The organism is Sedimentibacter sp. MB31-C6 (assembly GCF_035934735.1).
GTDB lineage: Bacteria > Bacillota > Clostridia > Tissierellales > Sedimentibacteraceae > Sedimentibacter.
This window is the reverse complement of sequence record NZ_CP142396.1, coordinates 1358082-1380800: the sequence shown is the minus strand read 5'-3', so window position 1 is coordinate 1380800 and position 22719 is coordinate 1358082. Positions and strand designations below refer to the sequence as shown.

At 27.1% G+C, this 22719-nt stretch carries 25 protein-coding genes; 19 read left to right on the top strand and 6 right to left on the bottom strand.

Annotated elements, in window-relative coordinates; translation table 11 throughout:
* Positions 1-8 precede the first annotated feature (8 nt).
* The 5 genes from U8307_RS06570 (at position 9) to U8307_RS06550 (ending at position 5104) form a co-directional block, all read left to right on the top strand.
* Positions 9-2840 carry a UPF0182 family membrane protein gene (locus U8307_RS06570; protein ID WP_326911272.1) on the top strand — a complete coding sequence of 944 codons (2832 nt, stop codon included), beginning with the start codon at positions 9-11 and terminating at the stop codon, positions 2838-2840.
* Between the two features lie 125 nt (positions 2841-2965).
* Positions 2966-3334 (top strand): VOC family protein, encoded by a 369-nt coding sequence (locus U8307_RS06565; RefSeq protein WP_326911270.1) that lies wholly within the window; start codon positions 2966-2968, stop codon positions 3332-3334.
* A gap of 133 nt (positions 3335-3467) precedes the next feature.
* Positions 3468-3839 (top strand): CidA/LrgA family protein, encoded by a 372-nt coding sequence (locus U8307_RS06560; protein WP_326911268.1) that lies wholly within the window; start codon positions 3468-3470, stop codon positions 3837-3839.
* Positions 3840-3844: 5 nt separating this feature from the next.
* Positions 3845-4525, top strand: coding sequence for an LrgB family protein (locus U8307_RS06555; RefSeq protein ID WP_326911266.1), 681 nt, complete (start codon positions 3845-3847; stop codon positions 4523-4525).
* Positions 4526-4576: 51 nt separating this feature from the next.
* Positions 4577-5104: a GNAT family N-acetyltransferase gene (locus tag U8307_RS06550; RefSeq protein WP_326911264.1), complete on the top strand. Its 528-nt coding sequence runs from the start codon at positions 4577-4579 to the stop codon at positions 5102-5104.
* Between the two features lie 33 nt (positions 5105-5137).
* On the opposite strand, the gene trxA is transcribed toward U8307_RS06550, so the two are convergent.
* The 4 genes from trxA to U8307_RS06530 form a co-directional block, all read right to left on the bottom strand.
* Positions 5138-5473, bottom strand: a complete 336-nt coding sequence (gene trxA / locus U8307_RS06545; RefSeq protein WP_326911263.1) for a thioredoxin — start codon at positions 5471-5473, stop codon at positions 5138-5140.
* Positions 5474-5484: 11 nt separating this feature from the next.
* Complete coding sequence (locus U8307_RS06540) at positions 5485-6327, bottom strand: NAD(P)/FAD-dependent oxidoreductase (protein WP_326911262.1); 843 nt, start codon at positions 6325-6327, stop codon at positions 5485-5487.
* A gap of 87 nt (positions 6328-6414) precedes the next feature.
* Positions 6415-6852, bottom strand: a complete 438-nt coding sequence (locus U8307_RS06535; RefSeq protein ID WP_326911261.1) for a winged helix-turn-helix transcriptional regulator — start codon at positions 6850-6852, stop codon at positions 6415-6417.
* A gap of 65 nt (positions 6853-6917) precedes the next feature.
* Entirely contained in the window at positions 6918-7649 is a 732-nt protein-coding gene (locus U8307_RS06530) for a cytochrome c biogenesis CcdA family protein (protein ID WP_326911260.1), read from the bottom strand.
* Between the two features lie 186 nt (positions 7650-7835).
* Between U8307_RS06530 and U8307_RS06525 the strand changes: the two genes are divergently transcribed.
* The 14 genes from U8307_RS06525 (at position 7836) to U8307_RS06460 (ending at position 20370) form a co-directional block, all read left to right on the top strand.
* Positions 7836-8747: a DUF2156 domain-containing protein gene (locus tag U8307_RS06525; protein ID WP_326911259.1), complete on the top strand. Its 912-nt coding sequence runs from the start codon at positions 7836-7838 to the stop codon at positions 8745-8747.
* A 291-nt stretch (positions 8748-9038) separates the two neighbouring features.
* Positions 9039-9980, top strand: coding sequence for an ATP phosphoribosyltransferase regulatory subunit (locus U8307_RS06520; RefSeq protein ID WP_326911257.1), 942 nt, complete (start codon positions 9039-9041; stop codon positions 9978-9980).
* Positions 9980-10612: an ATP phosphoribosyltransferase gene (gene hisG, locus U8307_RS06515; RefSeq protein WP_326911255.1), complete on the top strand. Its 633-nt coding sequence runs from the start codon at positions 9980-9982 to the stop codon at positions 10610-10612. The genes U8307_RS06520 and hisG overlap by 1 nt, the downstream gene beginning before the upstream one ends.
* Positions 10596-11885 carry a histidinol dehydrogenase gene (hisD, locus tag U8307_RS06510; protein ID WP_326911253.1) on the top strand — a complete coding sequence of 430 codons (1290 nt, stop codon included), beginning with the start codon at positions 10596-10598 and terminating at the stop codon, positions 11883-11885. Before hisG ends, hisD begins: the two co-directional genes overlap by 17 nt.
* A gap of 102 nt (positions 11886-11987) precedes the next feature.
* A complete protein-coding gene (gene hisC / locus U8307_RS06505; RefSeq protein WP_326911251.1) occupies positions 11988-13025 on the top strand; it encodes a histidinol-phosphate transaminase in 1038 nt (345 codons plus the stop codon).
* A 21-nt stretch (positions 13026-13046) separates the two neighbouring features.
* Positions 13047-13625 (top strand): imidazoleglycerol-phosphate dehydratase HisB, encoded by a 579-nt coding sequence (gene hisB / locus U8307_RS06500; RefSeq protein WP_326911249.1) that lies wholly within the window; start codon positions 13047-13049, stop codon positions 13623-13625.
* Positions 13626-14228 (top strand): imidazole glycerol phosphate synthase subunit HisH, encoded by a 603-nt coding sequence (gene hisH / locus U8307_RS06495; protein WP_326911247.1) that lies wholly within the window; start codon positions 13626-13628, stop codon positions 14226-14228. It begins immediately after the preceding gene.
* A 12-nt stretch (positions 14229-14240) separates the two neighbouring features.
* Entirely contained in the window at positions 14241-14960 is a 720-nt protein-coding gene (gene hisA / locus U8307_RS06490; RefSeq protein WP_326911246.1) for a 1-(5-phosphoribosyl)-5-[(5-phosphoribosylamino)methylideneamino]imidazole-4-carboxamide isomerase, read from the top strand.
* A gap of 2 nt (positions 14961-14962) precedes the next feature.
* Positions 14963-15721: an imidazole glycerol phosphate synthase subunit HisF gene (gene hisF, locus U8307_RS06485; RefSeq protein ID WP_326911244.1), complete on the top strand. Its 759-nt coding sequence runs from the start codon at positions 14963-14965 to the stop codon at positions 15719-15721.
* A 191-nt stretch (positions 15722-15912) separates the two neighbouring features.
* The gene (hisIE, locus tag U8307_RS06480; protein WP_326911242.1) at positions 15913-16536 is read left to right on the top strand and encodes a bifunctional phosphoribosyl-AMP cyclohydrolase/phosphoribosyl-ATP diphosphatase HisIE; all 624 of its coding nucleotides are present in this window, start codon (positions 15913-15915) and stop codon (positions 16534-16536) included.
* A gap of 112 nt (positions 16537-16648) precedes the next feature.
* Entirely contained in the window at positions 16649-18160 is a 1512-nt protein-coding gene (locus U8307_RS06475) for a DUF1538 domain-containing protein (protein ID WP_326911240.1), read from the top strand.
* 14 nt (positions 18161-18174) lie between these two features.
* The gene (locus tag U8307_RS06470; protein WP_326911238.1) at positions 18175-18537 is read left to right on the top strand and encodes a hypothetical protein; all 363 of its coding nucleotides are present in this window, start codon (positions 18175-18177) and stop codon (positions 18535-18537) included.
* A gap of 4 nt (positions 18538-18541) precedes the next feature.
* Positions 18542-18883: a P-II family nitrogen regulator gene (locus tag U8307_RS06465; protein ID WP_326911236.1), complete on the top strand. Its 342-nt coding sequence runs from the start codon at positions 18542-18544 to the stop codon at positions 18881-18883.
* Between the two features lie 236 nt (positions 18884-19119).
* On the top strand, positions 19120-20370 hold the full coding sequence (locus U8307_RS06460; RefSeq protein ID WP_326911235.1) for a S1C family serine protease: 1251 nt from the start codon (positions 19120-19122) through the stop codon (positions 20368-20370).
* Between the two features lie 107 nt (positions 20371-20477).
* On the opposite strand, the gene U8307_RS06455 is transcribed toward U8307_RS06460, so the two are convergent.
* The gene (locus U8307_RS06455; RefSeq protein ID WP_326911234.1) at positions 20478-21155 is read right to left on the bottom strand and encodes a response regulator transcription factor; all 678 of its coding nucleotides are present in this window, start codon (positions 21153-21155) and stop codon (positions 20478-20480) included.
* Complete coding sequence (locus tag U8307_RS06450; protein WP_326911232.1) at positions 21155-22663, bottom strand: sensor histidine kinase; 1509 nt, start codon at positions 22661-22663, stop codon at positions 21155-21157. The genes U8307_RS06455 and U8307_RS06450 overlap by 1 nt, the downstream gene beginning before the upstream one ends.
* Positions 22664-22719 lie beyond the last annotated feature (56 nt).

Genomic DNA, 22719 nt, shown 5'->3' with positions numbered 1-22719 from the left:
GAGGTATTATGAAAAATAGAAGTAGATTTTTTGTTATAGGTATGATAATTATATTATTTATAGTTATTAATTCCTTTGGGGGTATACTTAAATTTTCAACAGATTATTTGTGGTTTAAGGAGGTAGGGTATACAGAAACATTTTTTACTAAATTGAAAGCTCAATTTACTATTGGAATACCTCTATTTGTATTTTTATCACTTTTGCTATATATGTATATAAACAAATTAAAAAAGAAATATTATGAAGATATAGAAGTAATCGATATTGATACTAAGAAAAAAACAAATTTTTGGATTAAAATTGTAACTATTGCAATAAGTTTTGTTATGACAATAAATATAGTCTCAACTTTATGGTTTGAAATTTTACAATACATTAATCTAGAAATTTTCAATTCAGTTGATTCTATATTTAATAATGATATTAGTTTTTACATATTTAAATTACCCCTTATTAAAACACTTGTTGGTTTTATAATAAACATACTATTCTTACTTATTATTGTAACTGTTTTATTTTATGGATATCTATCAATTAAAGATAGTTTTAAAAAAGTATCTCATCAATTTGAAAATATTTCAGGATTACAACAACAAATTGATTTTAGTTCTGTTTTAAATAAAAAGTTTATATCAAAAATAATAAATCAAATATCTATAATTGGTTCTTTAACTTTTATATTTATAGGAATTAGATTTTTCTTAATGTCTTATGATTTATTATACTCTCAACTAGGCAGAGTTTTTGGTGCAGGTTATACAGATATAAACATAACCTTAAATGTATATAGAGTGTTAATGGTTGGTTGTTTTATAGCAGCAGTTACATTTTTTATAGGTTCAAGAAAAAGAAACTTAAAATTTGCGTTAATAGTTCCTGCAGCTTTAATAGTAGTATCAATATTAGGAACTGGATTAAGTGGGATTGTTGAAAAATTTATTGTTGAACCTGATCAATTATCAAAAGAAACAAAATATATGGAATATAGTATAAAAAATACTCAAAAAGCTTATAGTTTGGATAATGTAATTGTAAATGAGTTTCCATCAAATGATAATTTAACTATAAAAGATATTGAAAATAATAGAGAGGTTATAGAAAATATAAGAATAAATGATAGAGAACCATTGATACAGGTATATAATCAATTACAAGGAATAAGGCCTTACTATAGATTTAATGATGTTGATGTAGATAGATATATAATTGATGGAGATTATAAACAAGTATTTTTATCTGCTAGGGAACTTGATCAAAATAGACTAAATGAGCAAGCTAAAACATGGGTAAATCAATATTTAAAATATACTCATGGATATGGTATAACTTTATCACCGGTTAACAGAGTAAATTCTCAAGGTCAACCTGAGATGATAGTGAGGAATTTACCTCCTACAACTAATACTGATTTTAATATTACTAAACCAGAAATATATTTTGGTGAAAGTACAAATGAATATGTAGTTGTTAATACAGACGAAAAAGAATTTGATTATCCTTCAGGATCAGATAATGTTGAAACATTTTATGAAGGAGAAGCAGGTATTAATTTGTCTTTTTTAAATAGGTTTTTATTCAGTATTAGAGAAGGAAGTTATAAAATGCTAATTTCTAATAATATTGATGGTAATAGTAAAATTATGATAAATAGAAATATAATAGAAAGAGTTCAAAAAATTGCTCCATTTCTTTATTATGATCCTGATGCATATATAATAGTAAATCAAGATGATGGTAAGTTATATTGGATTATAGAAGGCTTTACTGCAAGTGATAAATATCCTTATTCACAACCAACAACTAATTTTGTAGAAGGAAAAGAAGTTAATTATATTAGAAATTCTGTTAAAGTAGTTATAGATGCTTATAACGGAACGACTGATTTTTATATTACAGATGATAAAGATCCTATTATTAATGTATACTCTAAAATATTTACTGATTTATTTAAACCAATAAGCGAAATGCCATCAGGTATTAGGAGTCATATAAGATATTCTCAAACATACTTTGATATACAATCTGAAATGTATAGATTATACCATATAGAAAATCCAACAGTTTTTTTTGGAAGAGAAGATTATTGGGAATTAGCAAATGAAAAATATATGGATTTAGGCGAAGGACCAGTTGATTCTAGCTATGTTATGTTTAAATTACCTGAAGAAGATAATGTGGAATTTCTATTAACTACTCAATATACACCTCAAAATAAGGATAATATGATTGCTCTTTTAGCAGCTAGAAATGATGGCGAAAATTATGGAGAATTAATACTTTATGAATTTCCAAAAACAAAAACAATACCAGGACCTAATATGATAGAAACAAAAATTGATCAAGATACTGCCATATCATCCCAGTTAACATTGTGGAGCCAAGTAGGGTCTTCTGTATTGAGAGGAAATACCTTAGTTGTACCAATTGAAAATTCATTAATGTATGTAGAACCAATTTATTTAAAATCAGATACTGAAAGTAATTTCCCTGAAATGAAAATGGTTGTAGTTTCTTTTGGAGATAAAATAGTAATGGAATCTACTCTTGATGCAGCCATAGCAAGAATTTTTGGAACAGCAACTGAAGAAAAAGAGCCTACAGAAAATGAAGATTATAATGTTAATGTTGATGTAAATGATTTAATACAAAAAGCAAATAATGTCTTCATAGAATCTAATGAAGCATCAAGAAAAGGTGATTGGGCTACCTACGGAGAAAAACTTGAAGAATTAGAAGATATATTAAATCAATTAAATATAGTTATTAATGGAGTTCAACAAAATCAGGAAAATGAAGAAAATGATATAATAGAAGAAAAACAAGTCGAAGAAGAATAAATGATATAAAGTAAGGATATTAAGAAAATATGTCATTCTGAATTTAGTGGAGAATCTTTACTTTAAAAAAGATTCTCCATATTTCAATACTTGATTAAAAATAAGAAAAAATAGGAGGGATTAACATGAAATTTACATATAATCATTTTAATTTTAACATATTAGATTTACAAAAAAGCATGGATTTTTATAAAGAAGCTTTAGGCTTAATCGAAGTAAGAAGAAAAGAAGCTGAAGATGGAAGTTTTAAGTTAGTTTATTTAGGTGATAATACAACTGATTTTTTATTAGAACTTACATGGATGAAGGATAGAGCTAAACCTTATGATTTAGGGGAAGAAGAATTTCATCTTGCAATGAAAGTTGATAATTATGATGAAGCATTTAAAAAACATGAACAAATGAAATGCATTGAATTTGTAAATGAATCTATGGGAATATATTTTATAACAGATCCAGATGGATATTGGATTGAGATAGTACCAACACGATAGATATAATTGTGAATAACTATTTTATAATGAAAGCCAACTGTGGGGAAAAATTAAATAATAGTTTTTTAAATGTTTTATATTGAAATAATATTGTTGTTGAGCTATAATGTTTAAACAATGTGGAGGATGTAAAATGTTTAAAAAGCTTATTAAAATAGTAATTCAAATATTAATTATATACATAATATATGAAACTGGAAATTTTATTAGTAGAATTATTTCACCTTATATTGTCATACCAGGCAATTTAATTGGAATGATTGTATTATTGTTATTATTATCATTAAATATTTTAAAGCTATCAGTAATTGAAGAAACGGGCAGTTTTTTAATTAAATATATGGCATTTTTCTTTGTTCCAATGGCAGTTGGATTAATTGAGTCATATGAACTTATAGCAGGTGATATAATAAAATTTATGATAGTTTTAGTAATTTCATGTGGATGTGTAATGTTTGTAGCAGGAAAAACAACAGACTATTTAGCATCATTTAGAAAGGATTAAATTTAATGATAAAGGAAATGTTAATTTCATTATTTTATATTATTTTAACTTTGTTTTTATTTATTATGAGTAATAAAATATATATTAAATATAAACATACACTTTTAAATCCAGTTATAATAACAACAATATCTGTTATTTTATTATTGATATTATTTGATATTCCATATTCAACATATAATAAGGGGGGAAGGATAATAACATATATTATGGGTCCAATAGTTGTTGTTTTGGCAATACCTTTATATAAAAATAGAAATGAATTATTAAAAAATTTTATACCTATTGTTGGAGGAATAGTTGCTGGAATTATTGCTGCCTTTGTATCTGTTATAATACTTTGTAAAGTTCTAAATTTAGATAGTGCTATTATGTTATCATTATTATCAAAATCAATTACTACACCAATGGCTGTCGAGTCAACAAAACTTCTTGGTGGAAATGAGGCAATAACTATAATTGCCGTAGTTATAACAGGACAAATAGGTGCAATTATATCTCCATTTATTTATAAGTATGGTAAAATAAAAAGCAATATAGCTAAAGGTATAGGTCTAGGCTCTTCAGCACATGCTTTTGGTACAACTAAAGCAATGGAAATGGGAGAAGACATAGGTGCTGCTAGTAGTTTGGCAATAGGAGTAACAGGTTTATTGACTATAATATTTGTTATTATTTTTGCTTAAATAATTTTTTGTATCCATGAAACAAATATAGTATATGTATAGGAGTTTTTTATGCTTAAAGGTGAAAATATATATTTATCTAAAATTGAAAAAGAAGATATGAAATACATATATAAATGGTTTTCAGATACAGAATTTTTAAAATATTATGATTATATTCCACCCATTAGTCAATCTAAAAGAGAAGTTGATAAAATATTTAATGATTATGAAAAAAGTGAAGAATCTGAAGTTTTTGCTATGAAACTTATTAAAAGCAATGAAATTATTGGTATTGCAGGATATGATGATATAGAAAAAGAAAATAAAGTAGCTACTTTATTTATAGGTATTGGTAACAAAAACATAAGAGGAAAGGGTTATGGAAAAGAATCTTTAAATTTATTATTGACATATGGATTTAAAGTTATAAAACTTCATAGAATACAATTAAATGTGTTAGAATTTAATATAAATGCAATTTCCTTATATGAAAAAACAGGGTTTAAGAAAGAAGGTATTTTTAGAGAATTTGTTTTACGAGATAATAAAAGATATGATTTATATTTATATGGTCTACTTAAAAATGAGTGGAAATAAAAGCAGTAGTTATGTTACTACTGCTTTTATTATTTATGCTGTAGCGGTATGATTATCTATTAATTTTGTAAATGAATTAAGTGGTTTAACACCTATTTCTTTTTCTGCAATTTTTCCATCTTTGAATAATATAACTGTAGGAATACTTTGAATCCCATATCTTATTGCAAGTTCTTGTTGTTCATCAATATCAACTTTTGCAACAGATATTTTTCCTTCATATTGATCTGCTAATTTTTCAATTACTGGAGCAATCATTTTGCAAGGTGCACACCAAGTAGCCCAAAAGTCAACTAAGACTAATTTTCCACTTCCTATTAATTCATCAAATTGTTGTGTATTATTTACATATGTTATTTTTTCTGTCATTTCTTTTCTCCTTATGCTTTATCTATTTCTTGAGCTGCATGTTGAGCAGCTATTAAACCTTCACTAACAGCTTTTGATATTTGAAGTGGTTTTCCAGTTATATCTCCTGCTGCATAAACACCTTTAATATTAGTTTCCATGTTTTTATCAACACAAATAAAACCATTCTCTATTGATAAACCATCTATTAGTGCAGTTGGCGCAACTACTTCTCTTAAAATAAAAACTGCATCTGCATTAATAGTATTATTATCTACAACAATTCCTTCTACTTTAATTTCTCCAATTATTTCATCTATTGTGCCAGAAATAAATTGTATATCAGAATTTAACTCTTGGGATTTAGGTTTTTTTGAAATAAAAATTACATTTACTCCGATACTTTGTAAAAAGTTAGCTTCTTCTACAGCATCATGAGATTGATCCCAAACTACTGCAATTTTGTTTCTGTATAGCATACCATCACAAGTTGCACAATAACTTACACCACTACCTAAAAGACGAGCTTCACCAGGTACTTCCTTTACTTTAGATATACCCATTGCTAATATAACCTTTTTAGCTTCTACTATTTCTCCATTAACATTAACCATAAAACTTTCATCAAAAGGTAGTATATTTACAACCTTATTTTTTTCTACTTCAATATTCATAGATTTAGTGTGGTCTATAAATTTTTTCATTAAATCCTTTCCACTTATATTATAAAATCCTAAATGATTATCTATACGTTCAGACTTAGATAAGTAATTCTCCTTATTTGAGAAAATTCGAGGGTTTTTACCTCTAGCTAATGCATTTACAGCTGCAGATAAACCTGCTGGTCCTCCACCGATAATTGCTATATCTATCATATTTCACGTATAATCCAATTATCCTCTTTTATGAGGTGGTTGGATTATTCTCCTTTCTCCCAACTTTTCCTCTTTAAATTTACTAAATTACTGTTCATTAGGATCTAGCACTGATATATCCTCTATTTTCACTACTTTGTTGCAATTTGAACAGTAATATCTATGTTCAATGCTGTGGTTACAATTTTTATGAACTAATTTTTTATAACATGTATCTAAATGTTTTTCACCCCATAATATAATACTATTAAATACATCTTCTAAATCGTATCCCTTTTTAGTTAAGGTATATTTATTTCTAGGTGGATGTGATTGATAAAGTTCTCTTTTTATAAGACCATCAATTTCTAGTGATTTTAATCGTTCTGATAATAAATTAGTAGGTATACCTGTTAATTCATCGTGTATTTCTTTATAAGTTTCTCGTCCTACTAGTATTTGATGGAGTATTAATAAAGACCATTTATCTCCAATTATATTTAATGTTTGAGCTATGTTGCATGGTAAATTATATTGCATTTTCATTAATTGCTCCTAACTTTAATATTTTCATCTTAATTTTTAAATTACATTTTCTTATTCATTAAAAGTTAAAAAGCTAAAAATTTACTTATATTATTTAACAATCCGGTAAAAGTCATAATACCTATAATTATTAAAATAATACCGCCTATTTTTATAGTATATTTCATTAAATTTCGCTTTTCTTTAAAGAAATTTAATGCCTGAGTTGTAAACATTCCAAGGATAACAAAAGGAATAACAAATCCTAGGGTATAAATTAAAACAAGCATATTTCCTGTAAAGGAGCTGCTAGCATTAGATGCTAAAATTAATATAGAAGATAATGCAGGTCCAACACAAGGTGTCCAAGCAAAACTAAAGGTAAATCCCATTATATAAGCAACAATAGGATTCATTTTTTTTCTATTTAAGTCTAAATTAAATCTTTTTTCTCTTTTTAAGAGATTTAATTTTATGATATCTAATTGTAAGAGTCCCATAATTATAATTATTATGCCACCAATTCGGCTAAATAAAACTTTATTTTGATTAAAAAAAACACCTAAAGCAGAAAATGAAAAACCAAGTATGAAAAAAGTACTTGAAATTCCTAGAACAAAGAATAATGTATTTATTAAAACTTTTTTTCTTTCATATACTATAGTTCCATTTGCATCAACACTTTTTCCATTACCTGCTAAATAACTTATATAAACTGGTATAAGCGGTAATACACATGGTGAAAAAAATGATAAAAAACCTTCTAAAAGAACAAGCAAAAAGCTTACATTTTCAGTTAAAGTCATACTTCCTAACAAAAGGTACCTCCATATCTTTTTTTAAATATAACATCATGACTTCATTTTGTCAAGTAACTTTATAAAATAAATCTAATTGAAAAATTTTATTATCTATTATATAATATTACAATGTTATGTTGTATTGTTTATAATTGTAATTAGTGGGTAAGTTATATAATTATAATATCAAAATAAATTAAGGAGATGATTTATATTTTAGGTTTTAAATCTTTATGTCTTGAGGATAAAGATATAATCGAAAGTTATATAGATAAAGATACACTAGAATCTTATGAATATTTATTTTCTTCACTATATATGTGGAGAAAGCTAAATAATGTAAAATACGCTACAATTGAAAATACCCTTTTAATAGAGAAAAATGAAGAAGGTAAAGGAACTTTTTATGCTCAGCCTTTTGGATACAATAAAGAAAATTTAGATAAGATAGTAGATTTGTTAATAAAAAGAAATGAAAACTTTAATAGAAAATATTTATTTGGAGATGTGGATGAAGTTTTTGTAGATGAGTTAAAAAAATATACTAATTTTAAAATAGAAGCAATTGAAGATATAGATGATTTTGAATATGTATATAAAACTCAAGATTTAATTGACCTTAGGGGTAAAAGATATCATGGTAAGAAAAATCATTATAATTCTTTTGTTAAAAAGTATGATTTTGAATTAAAAAAAATTAATGATGCTAATGTAATAGATGATTGTTTAACTTTATTGCATAATTGGCATGAAGAAGTTGCAGTAACATTTGACAAAGAAATGCTTATGGAGATAGATGCTATTAAAGATATATTTAGAGAGCTTTTAAATTTGGAACTTAAATCAATTGCAGTTTATGTTGATAATGAATTAGCTGGTTTTGCTGTTGGAGAAAAAGTTAATGATAATTTAGCTGTAATCCATGCAGAAAGAGGAGAAATAAAATATAAGGGTATTTATTCATTTTTAAATAGAAAATTCTTAGAAGATAGTTTCTCAGATACAAAATTTGTCAATAGACAAGAAGACACAGGTAATAAAGGTTTAAGGAAATCCAAGCAATCTTATCATCCTATAAAGATGGTAAAAAAATACCTTGTTAAAGTAACTAGATAATCAAAGTATAAAATATAATAAATAATGTAAATTTATTATTGACTTCTAAAATACTTAGGAGTATAATCTAATAAATTCACGAGGTGCGAAAATGGAAAAATTAATATTAGTACAATTGCATCATCATCATAGATATAGGGTTTGTAAGTGATCTTAAATTAAAATTTAGCTCACAGATACAAGCTCTATTAGTCGTTAATTTTAAAGACTTGTATCTGTGGTGAATATTTAGTAATTATTGCCATCTGACACAAGTCAGATGGTTTTTTAAATTTTTTGGAGGAGAAATATATGAATTTTTTAAATATTAAAGATGAAATTAATTTTTATCAAAAAATGTACATTTTAAGAAGAGAAATAGAAGATTTTCTTTATAAAGAAGAATATATGAATGTCGAGCCTTTTATCTTTGAAGAATATGATGAATTTACAAATATAAATTCAAGAATAGATAAAAAAGCTACTGTAAAGTTGCTTGATAATACGGGTGAAATACTTATATTATCTCCTGATATTACTACAAATATAATTAATAAATATATTCCTAGATGGGATATAGGGACTAAACTAAAGATTTTTTACTATGGAAAAACATATAAGTATAATGGAATTGGGATAAAGGAAAATAGAGAAATAGGAGTTGAATTAATTGGAGAAAAAAATAAAAATACTGATGAATATGTATTAGGTACTGCAATAAAAATTATGAAAAATTATAGTAATGATTATTTATTTGAAATAGGCAACAGTAAATTTTTAAAGGGATTAATGCAAGGATGTTCTTTTATAAATGAAGATTATTATAATGTTTTGAATTTATTGCATTCTAAAAATAAACAAGGATTAAAGGAATATTTGTCCAAATTACCATATAAAGAGGCTATGAGTACTCTTGTAAATATATTTGATTTAGAAGGACACTTTGATGAAATAAATGAGCAACTTAATGGTTTATATATGAATGATTTAATGAAGGATGGAATTAATGAGTTGTACAACATAGATAAAAGTATAACTACAAAAAATATTACATATGACCTTTCCATGGTTTCAGAACTAAGCTACTATGACGGTATTATTTTCAGAGGATATATAAAAGGTTCTAATACAGAAATTATAAAAGGTGGTCGTTATGATTCCTTTACAGAACAATATGGTTATAAAATTCCTGGAATAGGATTTTCAGTTGAACTAGATGAATTAATAAAAGTTCTTTATAAGGAGGTTAATTAATGAGCTTAACAGTAGCAATTCCTAAGGGAAGGCTAGGAACACAAACGATTAAAATGTTAAAAAGTACTGGTATTGGTAATGCGATAGATGAAAAATCAAGAAAATTAATTTTTAAAGATAACGAAAGAAATATTAAGTTCATGCTTTTGAAAAACTCAGACGTAATAACCTATGTTGAAAATGGTATTGCTGATTTAGGAATTGCTGGTAAAGACATGGTTATGGAAAAGGAATCAGATATATATGAGCTTTATAAAATGAATATAGGTAAATGTAAGTTGTCTGTTGCAGGAATTAAAGGAAAAAAAATATTAACTGATGATACAATTTTAAAAGTAGCTACTAAATTTCCTGAAACAGCTAAAAGGTACTTTAAAAGCAAAGGACAGAAGATAAAAATTATTAAATTAAATGGCTCTATAGAGCTTGCTCCAATTCTTGGACTATCTGATGTAATAGTAGATATAGTTGAAACTGGCAATACTTTAAAAGCTAATGGTTTAGAAGTTTTTGAAGATATGTATGAGATAAGTGGAATGATGATATCAAATAAAATTAGTTATAAATTTAAGAGAAATGAAATAAAAGAAGTAATTGAGTTAATTAGAAAGGAGGATGAAAAAAATGATTAGAATAATTAAGGAAAAAGACAAGCTAAACTATTTAAATGAGCTTCAAAGTAGGAATTCGCAGGATTTTAATGACGTATATGATATTGTTGATAATATTTTAGAAGATGTAAGGAAAAATAAAGATTCTGCTATAAAAAGGTATACTAATGAGTTTGATAAAGTGTCATTGGATAATTTAGAGGTTTCTATAGAAGAAATAGAGGAGGCTTATAATACAATTAATAAAGATTTATTAGATACATTAATTAAATCAAAAGATAATATAGAAGATTATCATAAAAAACAAATGAGAAAAGGATATAAATACAAACCAGAGGGAAAAGATTTAATTCTAGGTCAAATAATAAATCCTATTGAAAAGGCAGGTATTTATGTACCAGGAGGTAAGGCTTCCTATCCATCTACTGTATTAATGAATGCAATTCCAGCAAAAATAGCCGGAGTAAAAGAAATTATTATGATTACTCCTCCTCAAGAAAACGGAAAAATAAAAGATTCAATACTTGTAGCTGCTTCTATAGCAGGTGTAGATAGAATTTTTAAGGTTGGTGGGGCTCAAGGAATAGCAGCATTAGCTTATGGAACAGAATCTATTCCTAAAGTAAATAAAATCACAGGTCCTGGTAATATATTTGTAGCTGCTGCAAAAAGAAGGGTATCTGGTTTTGTAGGTATAGATATGATAGCTGGTCCAAGTGAAATTCTTATAATTGCTGATGAGATGGCTAATCCTGCTTATATAGCTGCTGATATGATTTCTCAGGCAGAGCATGATGAGATGGCAGCATCTATACTAATAACAGACTCAATTTCATTAATTAAAAAAGTTAAAAATGAACTTAAAAATCAAGTTAATATATTAGAACGTAGTGAAATAATTAAAAAGTCATTACAAAATAATGGAGCAATAATTTTAGCTGATAGTATAAAAGAATGTATTGATTTAGCAAATGAAATAGCACCTGAACACTTAGAGTTGCTTACAGTAAATTGTTTTTATATTTATAAAAATATAAAGAATGCAGGAGCAATATTTTTAGGAGAATATAGTCCAGAGCCAGTAGGTGATTATTTTGCTGGACCTAATCATACTTTACCAACAAGTTCAACATCTAAATTTTCATCAGCTTTAAGTGTAGATGATTTTATTAAAAAAACATCTCTAATTTATTACAGTAAAGATTCTTTACAGGAGTACAAAGAAGATATAATTAGATTTGCAGAAAATGAAGGATTAACAGCTCATGCAAACGCCATAAAAATAAGAACGTAAACGTAGGGGACGCAGCGTATCGCGACCCGAAAAGTAACCGAGGGGACGCATTGTATGCGTACCGCGACCCGAATTAACATCTCAACAGAAAGGGAAACAACCATGATAAAACTAAAACCAAGTGTACAAAAATTACAAGCATATTATGTAAATGACCTACCTTATAAAGTAAAGCTTGATGCAAATGAAGGAAATAATTATTTATTAGAAGATAAATTAATATTTGATGATTTCAAACCAAATTTTTATCCAGATAGCGATTCAAAAATTTTAAGGGAAAAAATGTCTATATATTATGGATGTAAAGCGGAAAATATACTTGTGGGTAATGGCTCAAGTGAATTAATCAATATGGTTATTAATGCTTACTGTGAAAAGAATGATAAGGTAATGAGTTTTGTACCATCATTTAGTATGTACCAAACATATTGTGATTTGTGTGGGGCTGATTATGTTGGAATTAAAGCTGAATATGATTTTACTCAAAATATAGACAAACTTATTAATACAGCTAACAAAATAAAACCTAAAATTGTTATACTTTGCAATCCAAATAATCCAACTGGATATGTTACTCCGAAAAAAGAAATAGTAAAGTTATTAAATAACGTTAAAAATTCAATAATTATTTTAGATGAAGCATATGCAGACTTTTCTGAAATTACTGTTATTGACTTAATAAAAAAATATGAAAATTTAATAGTTATGCGTACTCTTTCAAAAGCCTTTGGTTTAGCAGGATTACGAGTAGGTGCAATGATAGCTAATGAAAACTTGGTAGAATATATATGGAAAGTTAAAATTCCTTATAATATTAATGTATTGTCACAATATGCAGCTAATAAAGCACTAGATAATATAGACAAAGTTAATGAGCATATTCAAGAAGTTAAAAAACTAAGATATGAATTATGCAACAATCTTAAAAAGTTAGGATTTACTATTTTTCCTACAGGATCTAATTTTATATTCATTGAACAAACTGTGGATAACTTATATGAAAAACTAGTGGATTGTGGAGTATTAATTAGAAAATTTGTTTTTAATGAAAAAGTATTTTATAGAATAACAGTTGGAACAAAAGAAGAAAATGAAATTCTTTTAAAAGAAATATATAAAATTATGCAAGAAACAAATTAAATATCTCGAAAGGAATAACTTATGAGAAAAGCTAAAGTAAATCGTAAAACATTTGAAACAGATATTAGTATAGAATTGAATATAGATGGTACAGGTAAATCTGATATAGATACAGGAATAGGAATTTTGAATCATATGTTAACTTTATTTAGTTTTCATGGAGGATTTGATTTAAAAGTTAAATGCAAAGGCGATTTATATGTAGATTCACATCATACATCAGAAGATATAGGAATTACATTAGGGCAGGTATTTAAGGAGGCTTTAGGAGATAAAAAAGGAATTGAAAGATATGGCTCAATATTGTTGCCTATGGATGAAGCGTTAGCTAGAGTATTAATAGATTTTAGTGGTAGACCTTACCTTGTTTACAATGTAGATTTTAACAATAATAAACTTGGTGAAATTGCAACAGAAGATTTTAAGGAGTTTTTTAAAGGTTTTGTTAATAATTCATTATCTACATTACATATTGAAATATTATATGGTGAAAATGACCATCATAAAATAGAATCTATATTTAAAGGTTTTGGTAGAGCAATAAAATCATCTAGTAATATAACATCTGACAACTTGCAATCAACGAAGGGAGTTTTATAAATGCATGTAATAATTGATTATGGAATGGGTAATTTGGCTTCAGTAGAAAGAGCATTCCAAAAATTAAATTTAGATGTAAAAATAAGTAGTGATATAAAAGATATAAGAAAAGCTAAGTCATTAATACTTCCTGGAGTAGGGGCTTTTAGAGATGCTATTAACTTGTTGAATGATTCAGGATTAAGTGAAGTAATTAAGGAAGAAGTTTTAAAGGGTAAATATTTAATAGGAATATGTCTTGGAATGCAATTATTATATGAAAAAGGATATGAATATGGAGAATATAACGGATTAGGATTAATAAAAGGGAATATTGAATATTTAGATGTTCAGCAGAAGATACCTCATATGGGATGGAATAACTTGAAGTTCAAAAAAAATGACCCTATATTAAAATATATAAATGAAAATGAATATGTGTATTTTGTTCATTCTTATTATGCAGTGTCAAATAACACAGAATTACTTGCATATTCAGAATATGAAAAAAGGGTTCCTGCAATTGTACGAAACGAAAATGTTTATGGTATTCAGTTTCATCCAGAAAAAAGTGGAGAAACAGGTTTGAATATTTTAAAAGCATATAAAGAAATTATTAAATAGGAAGGGTTAGTTATGATATTATTTCCAGCAATAGATATAAAAGATAATAAATGTGTTAGATTGTCTCAAGGTAAATTTGAAACAGTAAATGTATATTCGAATGACCCTGTTGAGATGGCAAAAAAATGGGAGTCAATAGGTGCAGAGTATCTTCATATTGTAGACCTTGATGGTGCCAAAGATGAAGGTTTTCAAAATAGAAAGTCAATCGAAAAAATAGCAAATTCAATTAATATTCCTATGCAGACCGGTGGTGGTATCAGAAGTGAAGACAGAATTAAAAGTTTGATAAACTTAGGTATTAAGCGAGTTATAGTAGGTACGATGGCTGTTGAAAATCAAGATTTGTTGAAAGAACTTGTTATAAAATATAATGAAAAAATAGCTGTTTCTATAGATGCTTATAATGGAAAAGTAGCAACAAGAGGATGGCAAACAGTAGGCAATGTAGATTCAATAGAAATATGCAATTTTTTAGAAAATATAGGCATCAAGACATTGGTATATACAGATATATCAAAAGATGGTATGCTTTCTGGACCTAATTTCAAAGTATATGAAAAATTGATAAAACAAACAACCATAAATATTATAGCTTCAGGAGGAGTAACCACTATAAAAGATATTGAAAAATTAAGCAGTATGAATTTATATGGAGCTATAATTGGTAAAGCTTTATATGATAATAAATTAAATTTTAAAGAAGCATTAGATGCTTCCTATAAGGAGTAAGTATGATTACAACAAGAATTATACCATGCTTGGATGTTAGAAACGGACGGGTTGTAAAGGGAAAAAAATTTAAAGATATACAGGATGTTGATGACCCAGCTAGATTAGGTAAGTTTTATAGTGAATCTGGTGCTGATGAATTAGTTTTTTATGATATAACAGCATCTAATGAAGAAAGAAAAACATCTCTTGAGTTTGTAAAACGTGTTGCATATGAGATAAATATACCTTTTTCTGTTGGTGGAGGCGTATCAACTATAGATGATTTTAAATATATATTGAGAAGTGGTGCCGATAAAGTATCAGTTAATTCATCAGCAGTAAAGAATCCAAAATTAATAAAAGATGCTTCCGAACGATTTGGCAATCAATGTGTTGTATTGTCCATAGATGCTAAAAAAAACAACTCTAACTCATGGAGTGTATATATTAATGGTGGAAGAATAAAAACTGAATTAGATGCTATTCAATGGGCTATAGAAGGTGTAAATCTTGGAGCTGGAGAAATAGTTGTAAATAGCATCGATGAAGATGGGATGAAAAATGGATATGATTTAGATTTATTGAAAAGTATAACTGATGCTGTAAGCGTACCTGTAATAGCATCAGGAGGGGCGGGTAAAATAGAGCATTTTTTAGATGCAGTTGATTATGCAAATGTAGATGGTATTTTAGCAGCTTCAGTATTTCATTTTGGAGAAATTAATATTAAAGATTTAAAAAAATATTTAAAAGACAATGGTATCGAAATACGCATGTAGGGGACGCATTGCATGCGTCACGCGGTTTGCATACAATGCAAACCCTACATTGCGAACGTAGATTTTCATGTAGAGGGTATGTACATTGGAAATATAAAATAACACCTAATGTGAAATTCAACAATAGTCGTAGGGGACGCAGTAAAAAATAGGTAATAATAGAATGAATATAAGAAAAGAAGGTTGTTAAAATGGATATAGAAAAATTATTAGAAGAAATAAAATTTGACGAAAAAGGTCTTGTTGTAGCAGTTACTCAGGACTATGTTACAAATGAAGTTTTAATGGTTGCTTACATGAATAAAGAATCATTAGAAATTACCTTAAATGAAAAAAGAGTATGTTATTATTCTCGTAGCAGACAAAGTTTATGGAGAAAGGGAGAAACTTCAGGACATATACAAATATTAAAGGGATTATATTATGATTGTGACGCAGATGCAATATTAATAAAGGTAGAACAGATAGGTAATGCTTGTCATACAGGAGCATATTCATGTTTTTTTAATAAAGTTTTTGAAGAAGAGGTTATAGACCAAGCAGTATTAAATAAAGTTTATAGTCAAATAATAAATAGAAAAAATAATCCAAAAGAAGGATCTTATACAAATTATTTATTTAATAAAGGTTTAGATAAAATACTTAAAAAAGTTGGAGAGGAAACTAGTGAAGTTATAATAGGAGCAAAAAACGAAGGAAAAGATGAAGTTATTTATGAGCTATGTGACTTAATTTACCATTCATTAGTTTTAATGGTGGATAAAGGTGTAACTATTGACGATTTAAAGGAAGAATTAACAAAAAGGCATAAATAAGATAAAATTTATATTTCTTTATCGCCTTGACTAGGGATTTTATTAACTATATAATTAAGATAAATTTATAATTTTTACAATATTGAAATAATATTTAATAAAGGAGGATTAATTGAATAGAAAGCTTTTAGAAAAAATACGGGAATCGATATTATCAGTATTTCCAATTACAGCTATTGTTATAGTTTTACATTTTACAATAGCTCCAATGCCATCAAGTCTTTTTAACTTGTTTATTATTGGGGCTATTTTGTTAGTAGTTGGAATGGGTCTTTTTACTCTTGGAGCAGATTTGTCTATGATGCCTATGGGTGAAAAGGTTGGTGCACAGTTAACTAAATCACGTAATCTAATTTTATTGATTATTATTAGTTTTTTAATGGGGGTAATGGTAACTGTTGCAGAACCAGATCTTCAAGTTTTAGCAGGACAGGTACCTACAGTTCCAAATTTAATTATTATTAGTTCTGTAGCTATTGGTGTAGGAATATTTTTAGTATTAGCTTTATTACGTATTGTTTTTCAAATTAAGTTGTCTTATATACTATTGTCTTTTTATGCAATTGTATTTATAATAGCTGCATTTACACCAAGTGACTTTGTTTCTGTTGCATTTGATTCAGGTGGCGTAACGACTGGTCCAATTACCGTACCATTTATTATGGCATTAGGTATTGGTGTTGCTTCTGTTAGAGGTAGTAAAAGTTCTCATGATGACAGTTTTGGTCTTGTAGCATTATGCTCAGTTGGTCCAATATTAGCAGTATTAATTTTGGGTATGTTCTATAATACATCATCAGGAAGTTATTCAAATGTAGTAATTACTGAAGTTAATAATTTAAGTGAAATTTTTTATGTTTTTCAACATGCATTTCCAGAATATTTAAAAGAAGTTGCAATTGCCTTATCACCTGTGATAATATTATTTATTATTTTCCAAGTCGCATTTTTAAAGTTGCCTAAAAGTCAAATAATTAAAATTTTAGTAGGTATAATATATACATATATAGGTCTTGTAATTTTCTTAACTAGTGTTAATGTAGGGTTTATGCCAGCTGGTAATTATATAGGAAATTCAATTGGTTCACTGAATTATAACTGGATTTTAGTTCCTGTTGGAATGGTTATGGGATTTTTTATAGTAGCAGCTGAACCTGCTGTTCATGTTCTTACAAAGCAGGTAGAAGGAATAACTGGTGGATCTATTTCGAAACGAGCAATGTCTATTTCATTATCGATAGGAGTAGCAGCTTCCATTGGAATTGCAATGATAAGGGTGCTTAAAGGTGTAAGTTTATGGTATTTTGTTTTACCAGGTTATGCTTTAGCATTAATTTTAACATTTTTTGTTCCTCCTATATTTACAGGAGTTGCCTTTGACTCTGGTGGAGTTGCTTCAGGTCCTATGACTGCAACATTTATGTTACCTTACGCTATGGGTGCTTCTAAAGCAGTTGGTGGTAATATTTTAACAGACGCCTTCGGTTTAGTTGCAATGGTTGCTATGACACCACTTATTACAATCCAGATTTTAGGTCTTGTATATACTATTAGATTAAAAAGTAAAGAAGAAAATAATGATAATATGGATATAGATTCAGATAATGATATTATTGATTTCTAAGGAGGTACTGTGAATTGGATGAAAAATGTATACCTAAAAAGATAAAACTGCTAATTTCAATTGTTGATAGAGGTAAGGGACAAAAATTTACTGAAATGTATAAAAATAATAATGTTAAATACAATTTAATAGCTTTAGGGTCAGGAACAGCAGAATCAGAAATTTTAGATTATTTAGGATTAGGAGAGACTGAAAAAGATATAGTAATAAGCATTGTTCATGAAGATGATGTTAAAACAATAATGAATAATTTAAGAGAAAAGATGCATTTAAGTAAACCTGGTAATGGTATAGCCTTTACAATACCTATAACTAGTATAGACAGTGCAACCACATTAGATTATTTATGTAGTTTATTTAATAGTGAAAAGGAGTGAGAAAATGAAAGCTGATAAAGATTTTAATTTAATATTAACTATAGTTAATAGAGGTTTTGCTGATGTTGTAATGGATGCTGCTAAGAAAGCCGGAGCAAATGGCGGTACAGTATTGAATGCCCGGGGAGCAGGTATACATGAAGCAGAGAAATTTTTTGGAATTACTATACAACCAGAAAAAGATGTAGTTTTGATTTTGACAGAGAATGAATTAAAGAAGCCTATTATGCAAGCTATAAAAAAAGAAGCAGGTCTTAATAAGGAAGGTAGAGGCTTATCATTTTCTTTACCCGTAGATGAAATATGCGGAATAGTACATATGGGAATTGACATCGAAGACAAATAAAAGTAAGATTATATTGAGAGTAAAGTTAAACTCTTGGTATAGTCTTTTTTTATCTATTTAAAACTAAATTAAGTTTAAATAAAGATATTAATGATAATATTAGGTAAAATATGTAAATACAAAATAATAGTTAGATTAATTCATGTAACTAACACTCAAAAAACACAATTTCATCACATTAAAATAATATTATTAAAATATAAAAAATATATATAATACTATGAGGAGGAAAAGTTATGGATAATTATGAAAGAAATAATAATTTAAATGAAAATTGTGATTTTACAAATTTAGATAGCAAAGGTAATGACATTAACTTTATAATGCCAAATTTTAATGAACCAGAAAAAAAGAAAAAGAGTAGGAATAAGAAAAAGTCTTTCTTTAGTTTTATAGCTATAGCTATTGTATCAGCATTATTAGGAGGTTTAGCTGGAGGTTACATTGTTGCAACTCAATTTAATATTGCATACGAACAAAATAATGATAATATAACTGCTACAGCTCAGGATGTAAATATTAATTTGTCTGATGACGTATATTTTGCAGCAGCTGTTGCCGAGAAGTCACAAAAAACTGTGGTAGGAATTACTTCAGAAGTAGTTGAACAATATAACACATTTTTTGGACCTCAAACTCAGAGAGGACAAAGTATGGGTTCTGGTTTTATAGTTGATTCAGATGGATATATTGTAACAAATTCGCATGTTATTGGTGATGGTAATGTTGAAAATATTGCAGTATCATTAATAGATGGAACTACAGAAATCGGAGAAGTATTATGGTATGATACTACTCTCGACTTGGCAATCGTAAAAATCAATAGAACAGGACTCCCAACTGTTGAACTAGGCGATTCAGATGAACTTATGATAGGGGAGCCTGCTGTAGCAATAGGTAATCCAATGACACTTGACCTGGAACGTACAGTAACTCAAGGTATTATAAGTGGCTTAAACAGGTCTATTGCCTTTGATGATGGAACTGTTATAGAGCCTTTAATTCAAACAGATGCTTCTATAAATTCTGGTAATAGCGGTGGCCCACTATTTAATGCAGAAGGTAAAGTAATAGGAATTAATACAGCAAAAATAAACACTGCAGAAGGATTAGGATTTTCAATTCCAATAAATATTGCAAAACCAATAATAGAACAATTTATAAACGAAGGAACTTTTTCAACAGTTTATGTAGGTATTACAGGAGTTGATGTAGAAACATATGAAATGGCTTTAGGTATAGATGTAAGTGCAGATTACGGTGTAGTAATAATTGAAACAATAAAGAATTCTCCTGCAACGGAATCTGGTTTAAAGCCAGGAGACATTATAGTAGCAATAGATGGTGATAAATTAGATAATATGTCTAGTTTAAAAAGACAATTATATGAATATAAAAATGATGATAAGGTTGAATTAACTATAATCAGAAATGGCGAAGAACAAAAGGTAGAAATGACTTTAAAAGTAAAACCAACAGACTTTTAGTGAAGTATCTCATGTTTGTCCTATGAAGATTCTTCAGGTTACGCCTTAGAAAGACATTATAATAAACCAGGGATTTAATATTCCTGGTTTTTAGTTTATACAATTGCTTACTCGCTATCATCATATTCAAATTTGTAACCAACTTTACGTATTGTTACAATGTTTTTAGCATATTTACCTATTTTAGAACGTAAGCATTTTATGTGAGTATCTACAGTTCTGTCATCTCCAAAGTAATCCCAACCCCATACTGTTGATAATATTTGGTTTCTGGTTAAAACTATATTTTTATTTTGAAGTAAATAATAAAATAAATCAAATTCTTTAGGAGTTAATATTGCTTTTATTCCATTTACTAAAACTAAACGTTCACGGTATTTAATTGTAATTCCATTTAATTCGATATCCTGCATGTTGTTTTGAGAAGTTCTCTTTAAAAGATTTTTTATCCTCGTTACTAGTATTCTAGGACTAAATGGTTTAGAAATATATTCATCTGCTCCAGAATTAAATCCAGTTAGTTCATCAGATTCAGTATCTCTTGCTGTTAACATTAAAATAGGTACATCTGAGTTTTCTCTAATATAGCGACATACTTCATATCCATCAATTTTTGGCATCATTATATCCAATATGACAAGAGAAAAGTTGTTATTATCAAACAATTCAATTGCTTCTTCACCATTTGCTGCTTCTATAACTTTAAATCCATCATTAATTAAGTAAGTTGATACAAGTTTTCTAATATTATCTTCATCTTCAGCTAATAAAATTTTGATTTCCATTAATAATCCTCCAGTTCAAGATTAATTTCAGAATTTTCAAGTTCGAACCAAAATTCAACGCCATTATCAACATTTTGAACTCCATATTTTTCATTATGCATATCCATAATTGCTTTAACAATTGCTAAACCAAGTCCATAACTTCCTAAGTTTTTTCTTGATTTGTCAGCTTTATAAAAGCTAATAAATATATTTTCTAAATCTTCTTTTGAAATACTATTACCTGAGTTATAAATTTTAATAATGCAATGGTTATTTCTATTTATAGTAGAAACTCTTATAATTCCATTGTAAGAGGCATATTTAATAGCATTTTCATATAAATTTTGGAATACTTGTTCTATTCTATAATAGTCTGCATAAACGATGTCATTATTAGAAATATATTTTTCTATAATTATATTTTTTTCTTTAGTTAAAATAGAATTATTTATAATTGTATCATTTATTATTTCATTAATGCTAAAATTAGATTTTTCTAATTTAATTATTCCACTTTCTAGTTGAGATAATTTTAATAACTCTTGAACAAACTTAGACATTTTGTTTCCTTCATCAATTATAATTTTCAAATAATCTTTTTTGGTTTTCTCATCTATATTTTTCATATCTAGTAAGGCTTCTGAATAACTCATGATTAACGTCAAAGGTGTTTTAAAGTCATGTGAAACATTTACAAAAAGTTGTTTTGTCATTTTATCAGCTTTCTCTTGTTTAATTAAATCATCTTTTAGTTTTTTATTAGCAATCATTAATTGTGATATAAAATCTTGAAGTTTTTCGGACATGTTATTTATGCTGGTTGATAGTAAACCAATTTCATCATTTGATAATATATCACATCTGTTAGAAAAATCTAAACTAGAAATTTTATCTGCTATAATTTGTATTTTTCGTATAGGCTTAGTTGCACGATCTGCAACAAAATATATTATTATGGCACCAATTAATAAAGTAAAAATAGAAATAATCATTGAATATTTAATTGCTGAATAAGAAATATCTTCTATAAATTTTTTAGGTGTTTGAATTAAAATATACTTATCAGCAGTAATATTAGATATAACCGTTATGTTGTTACCAGAGACGTTATCTTCATCATTTATAATATAATAATTATTTTTAGTTAGTTCATCAAAAGCATTTTCCAAAAATAATCTTCTTAATAAATAAAGCACTTTATTGTCAAATGGATTTAAGGTAAAGTATCTTTGTCTTGAGTAGTATTCAATATTACCAGCACCTGTAGTTGTATTCATAGAAAATATGCAAATTGTCATATTTTGCACTTCATAATTAATTATCTCTTCAATAGTTTTATTTAAGTCACCATTTAAATAATTTGATGAAATATTGTCTACTCCACTTTTAATGTTATTAATTTTATCATAAGTATATAATTTATCAAACATAGTAGTTCCAAGTATAAGGGATAATACAATATTAAATATTAGCACACAAAGAATTACTAAAAAAAGTTTATTTTTCAAGCTATATTTAAATTTCATAATCCCTCCATTTTATCGAGTTAAGTTTTTTTATTGTTATTAATAATATAACATAA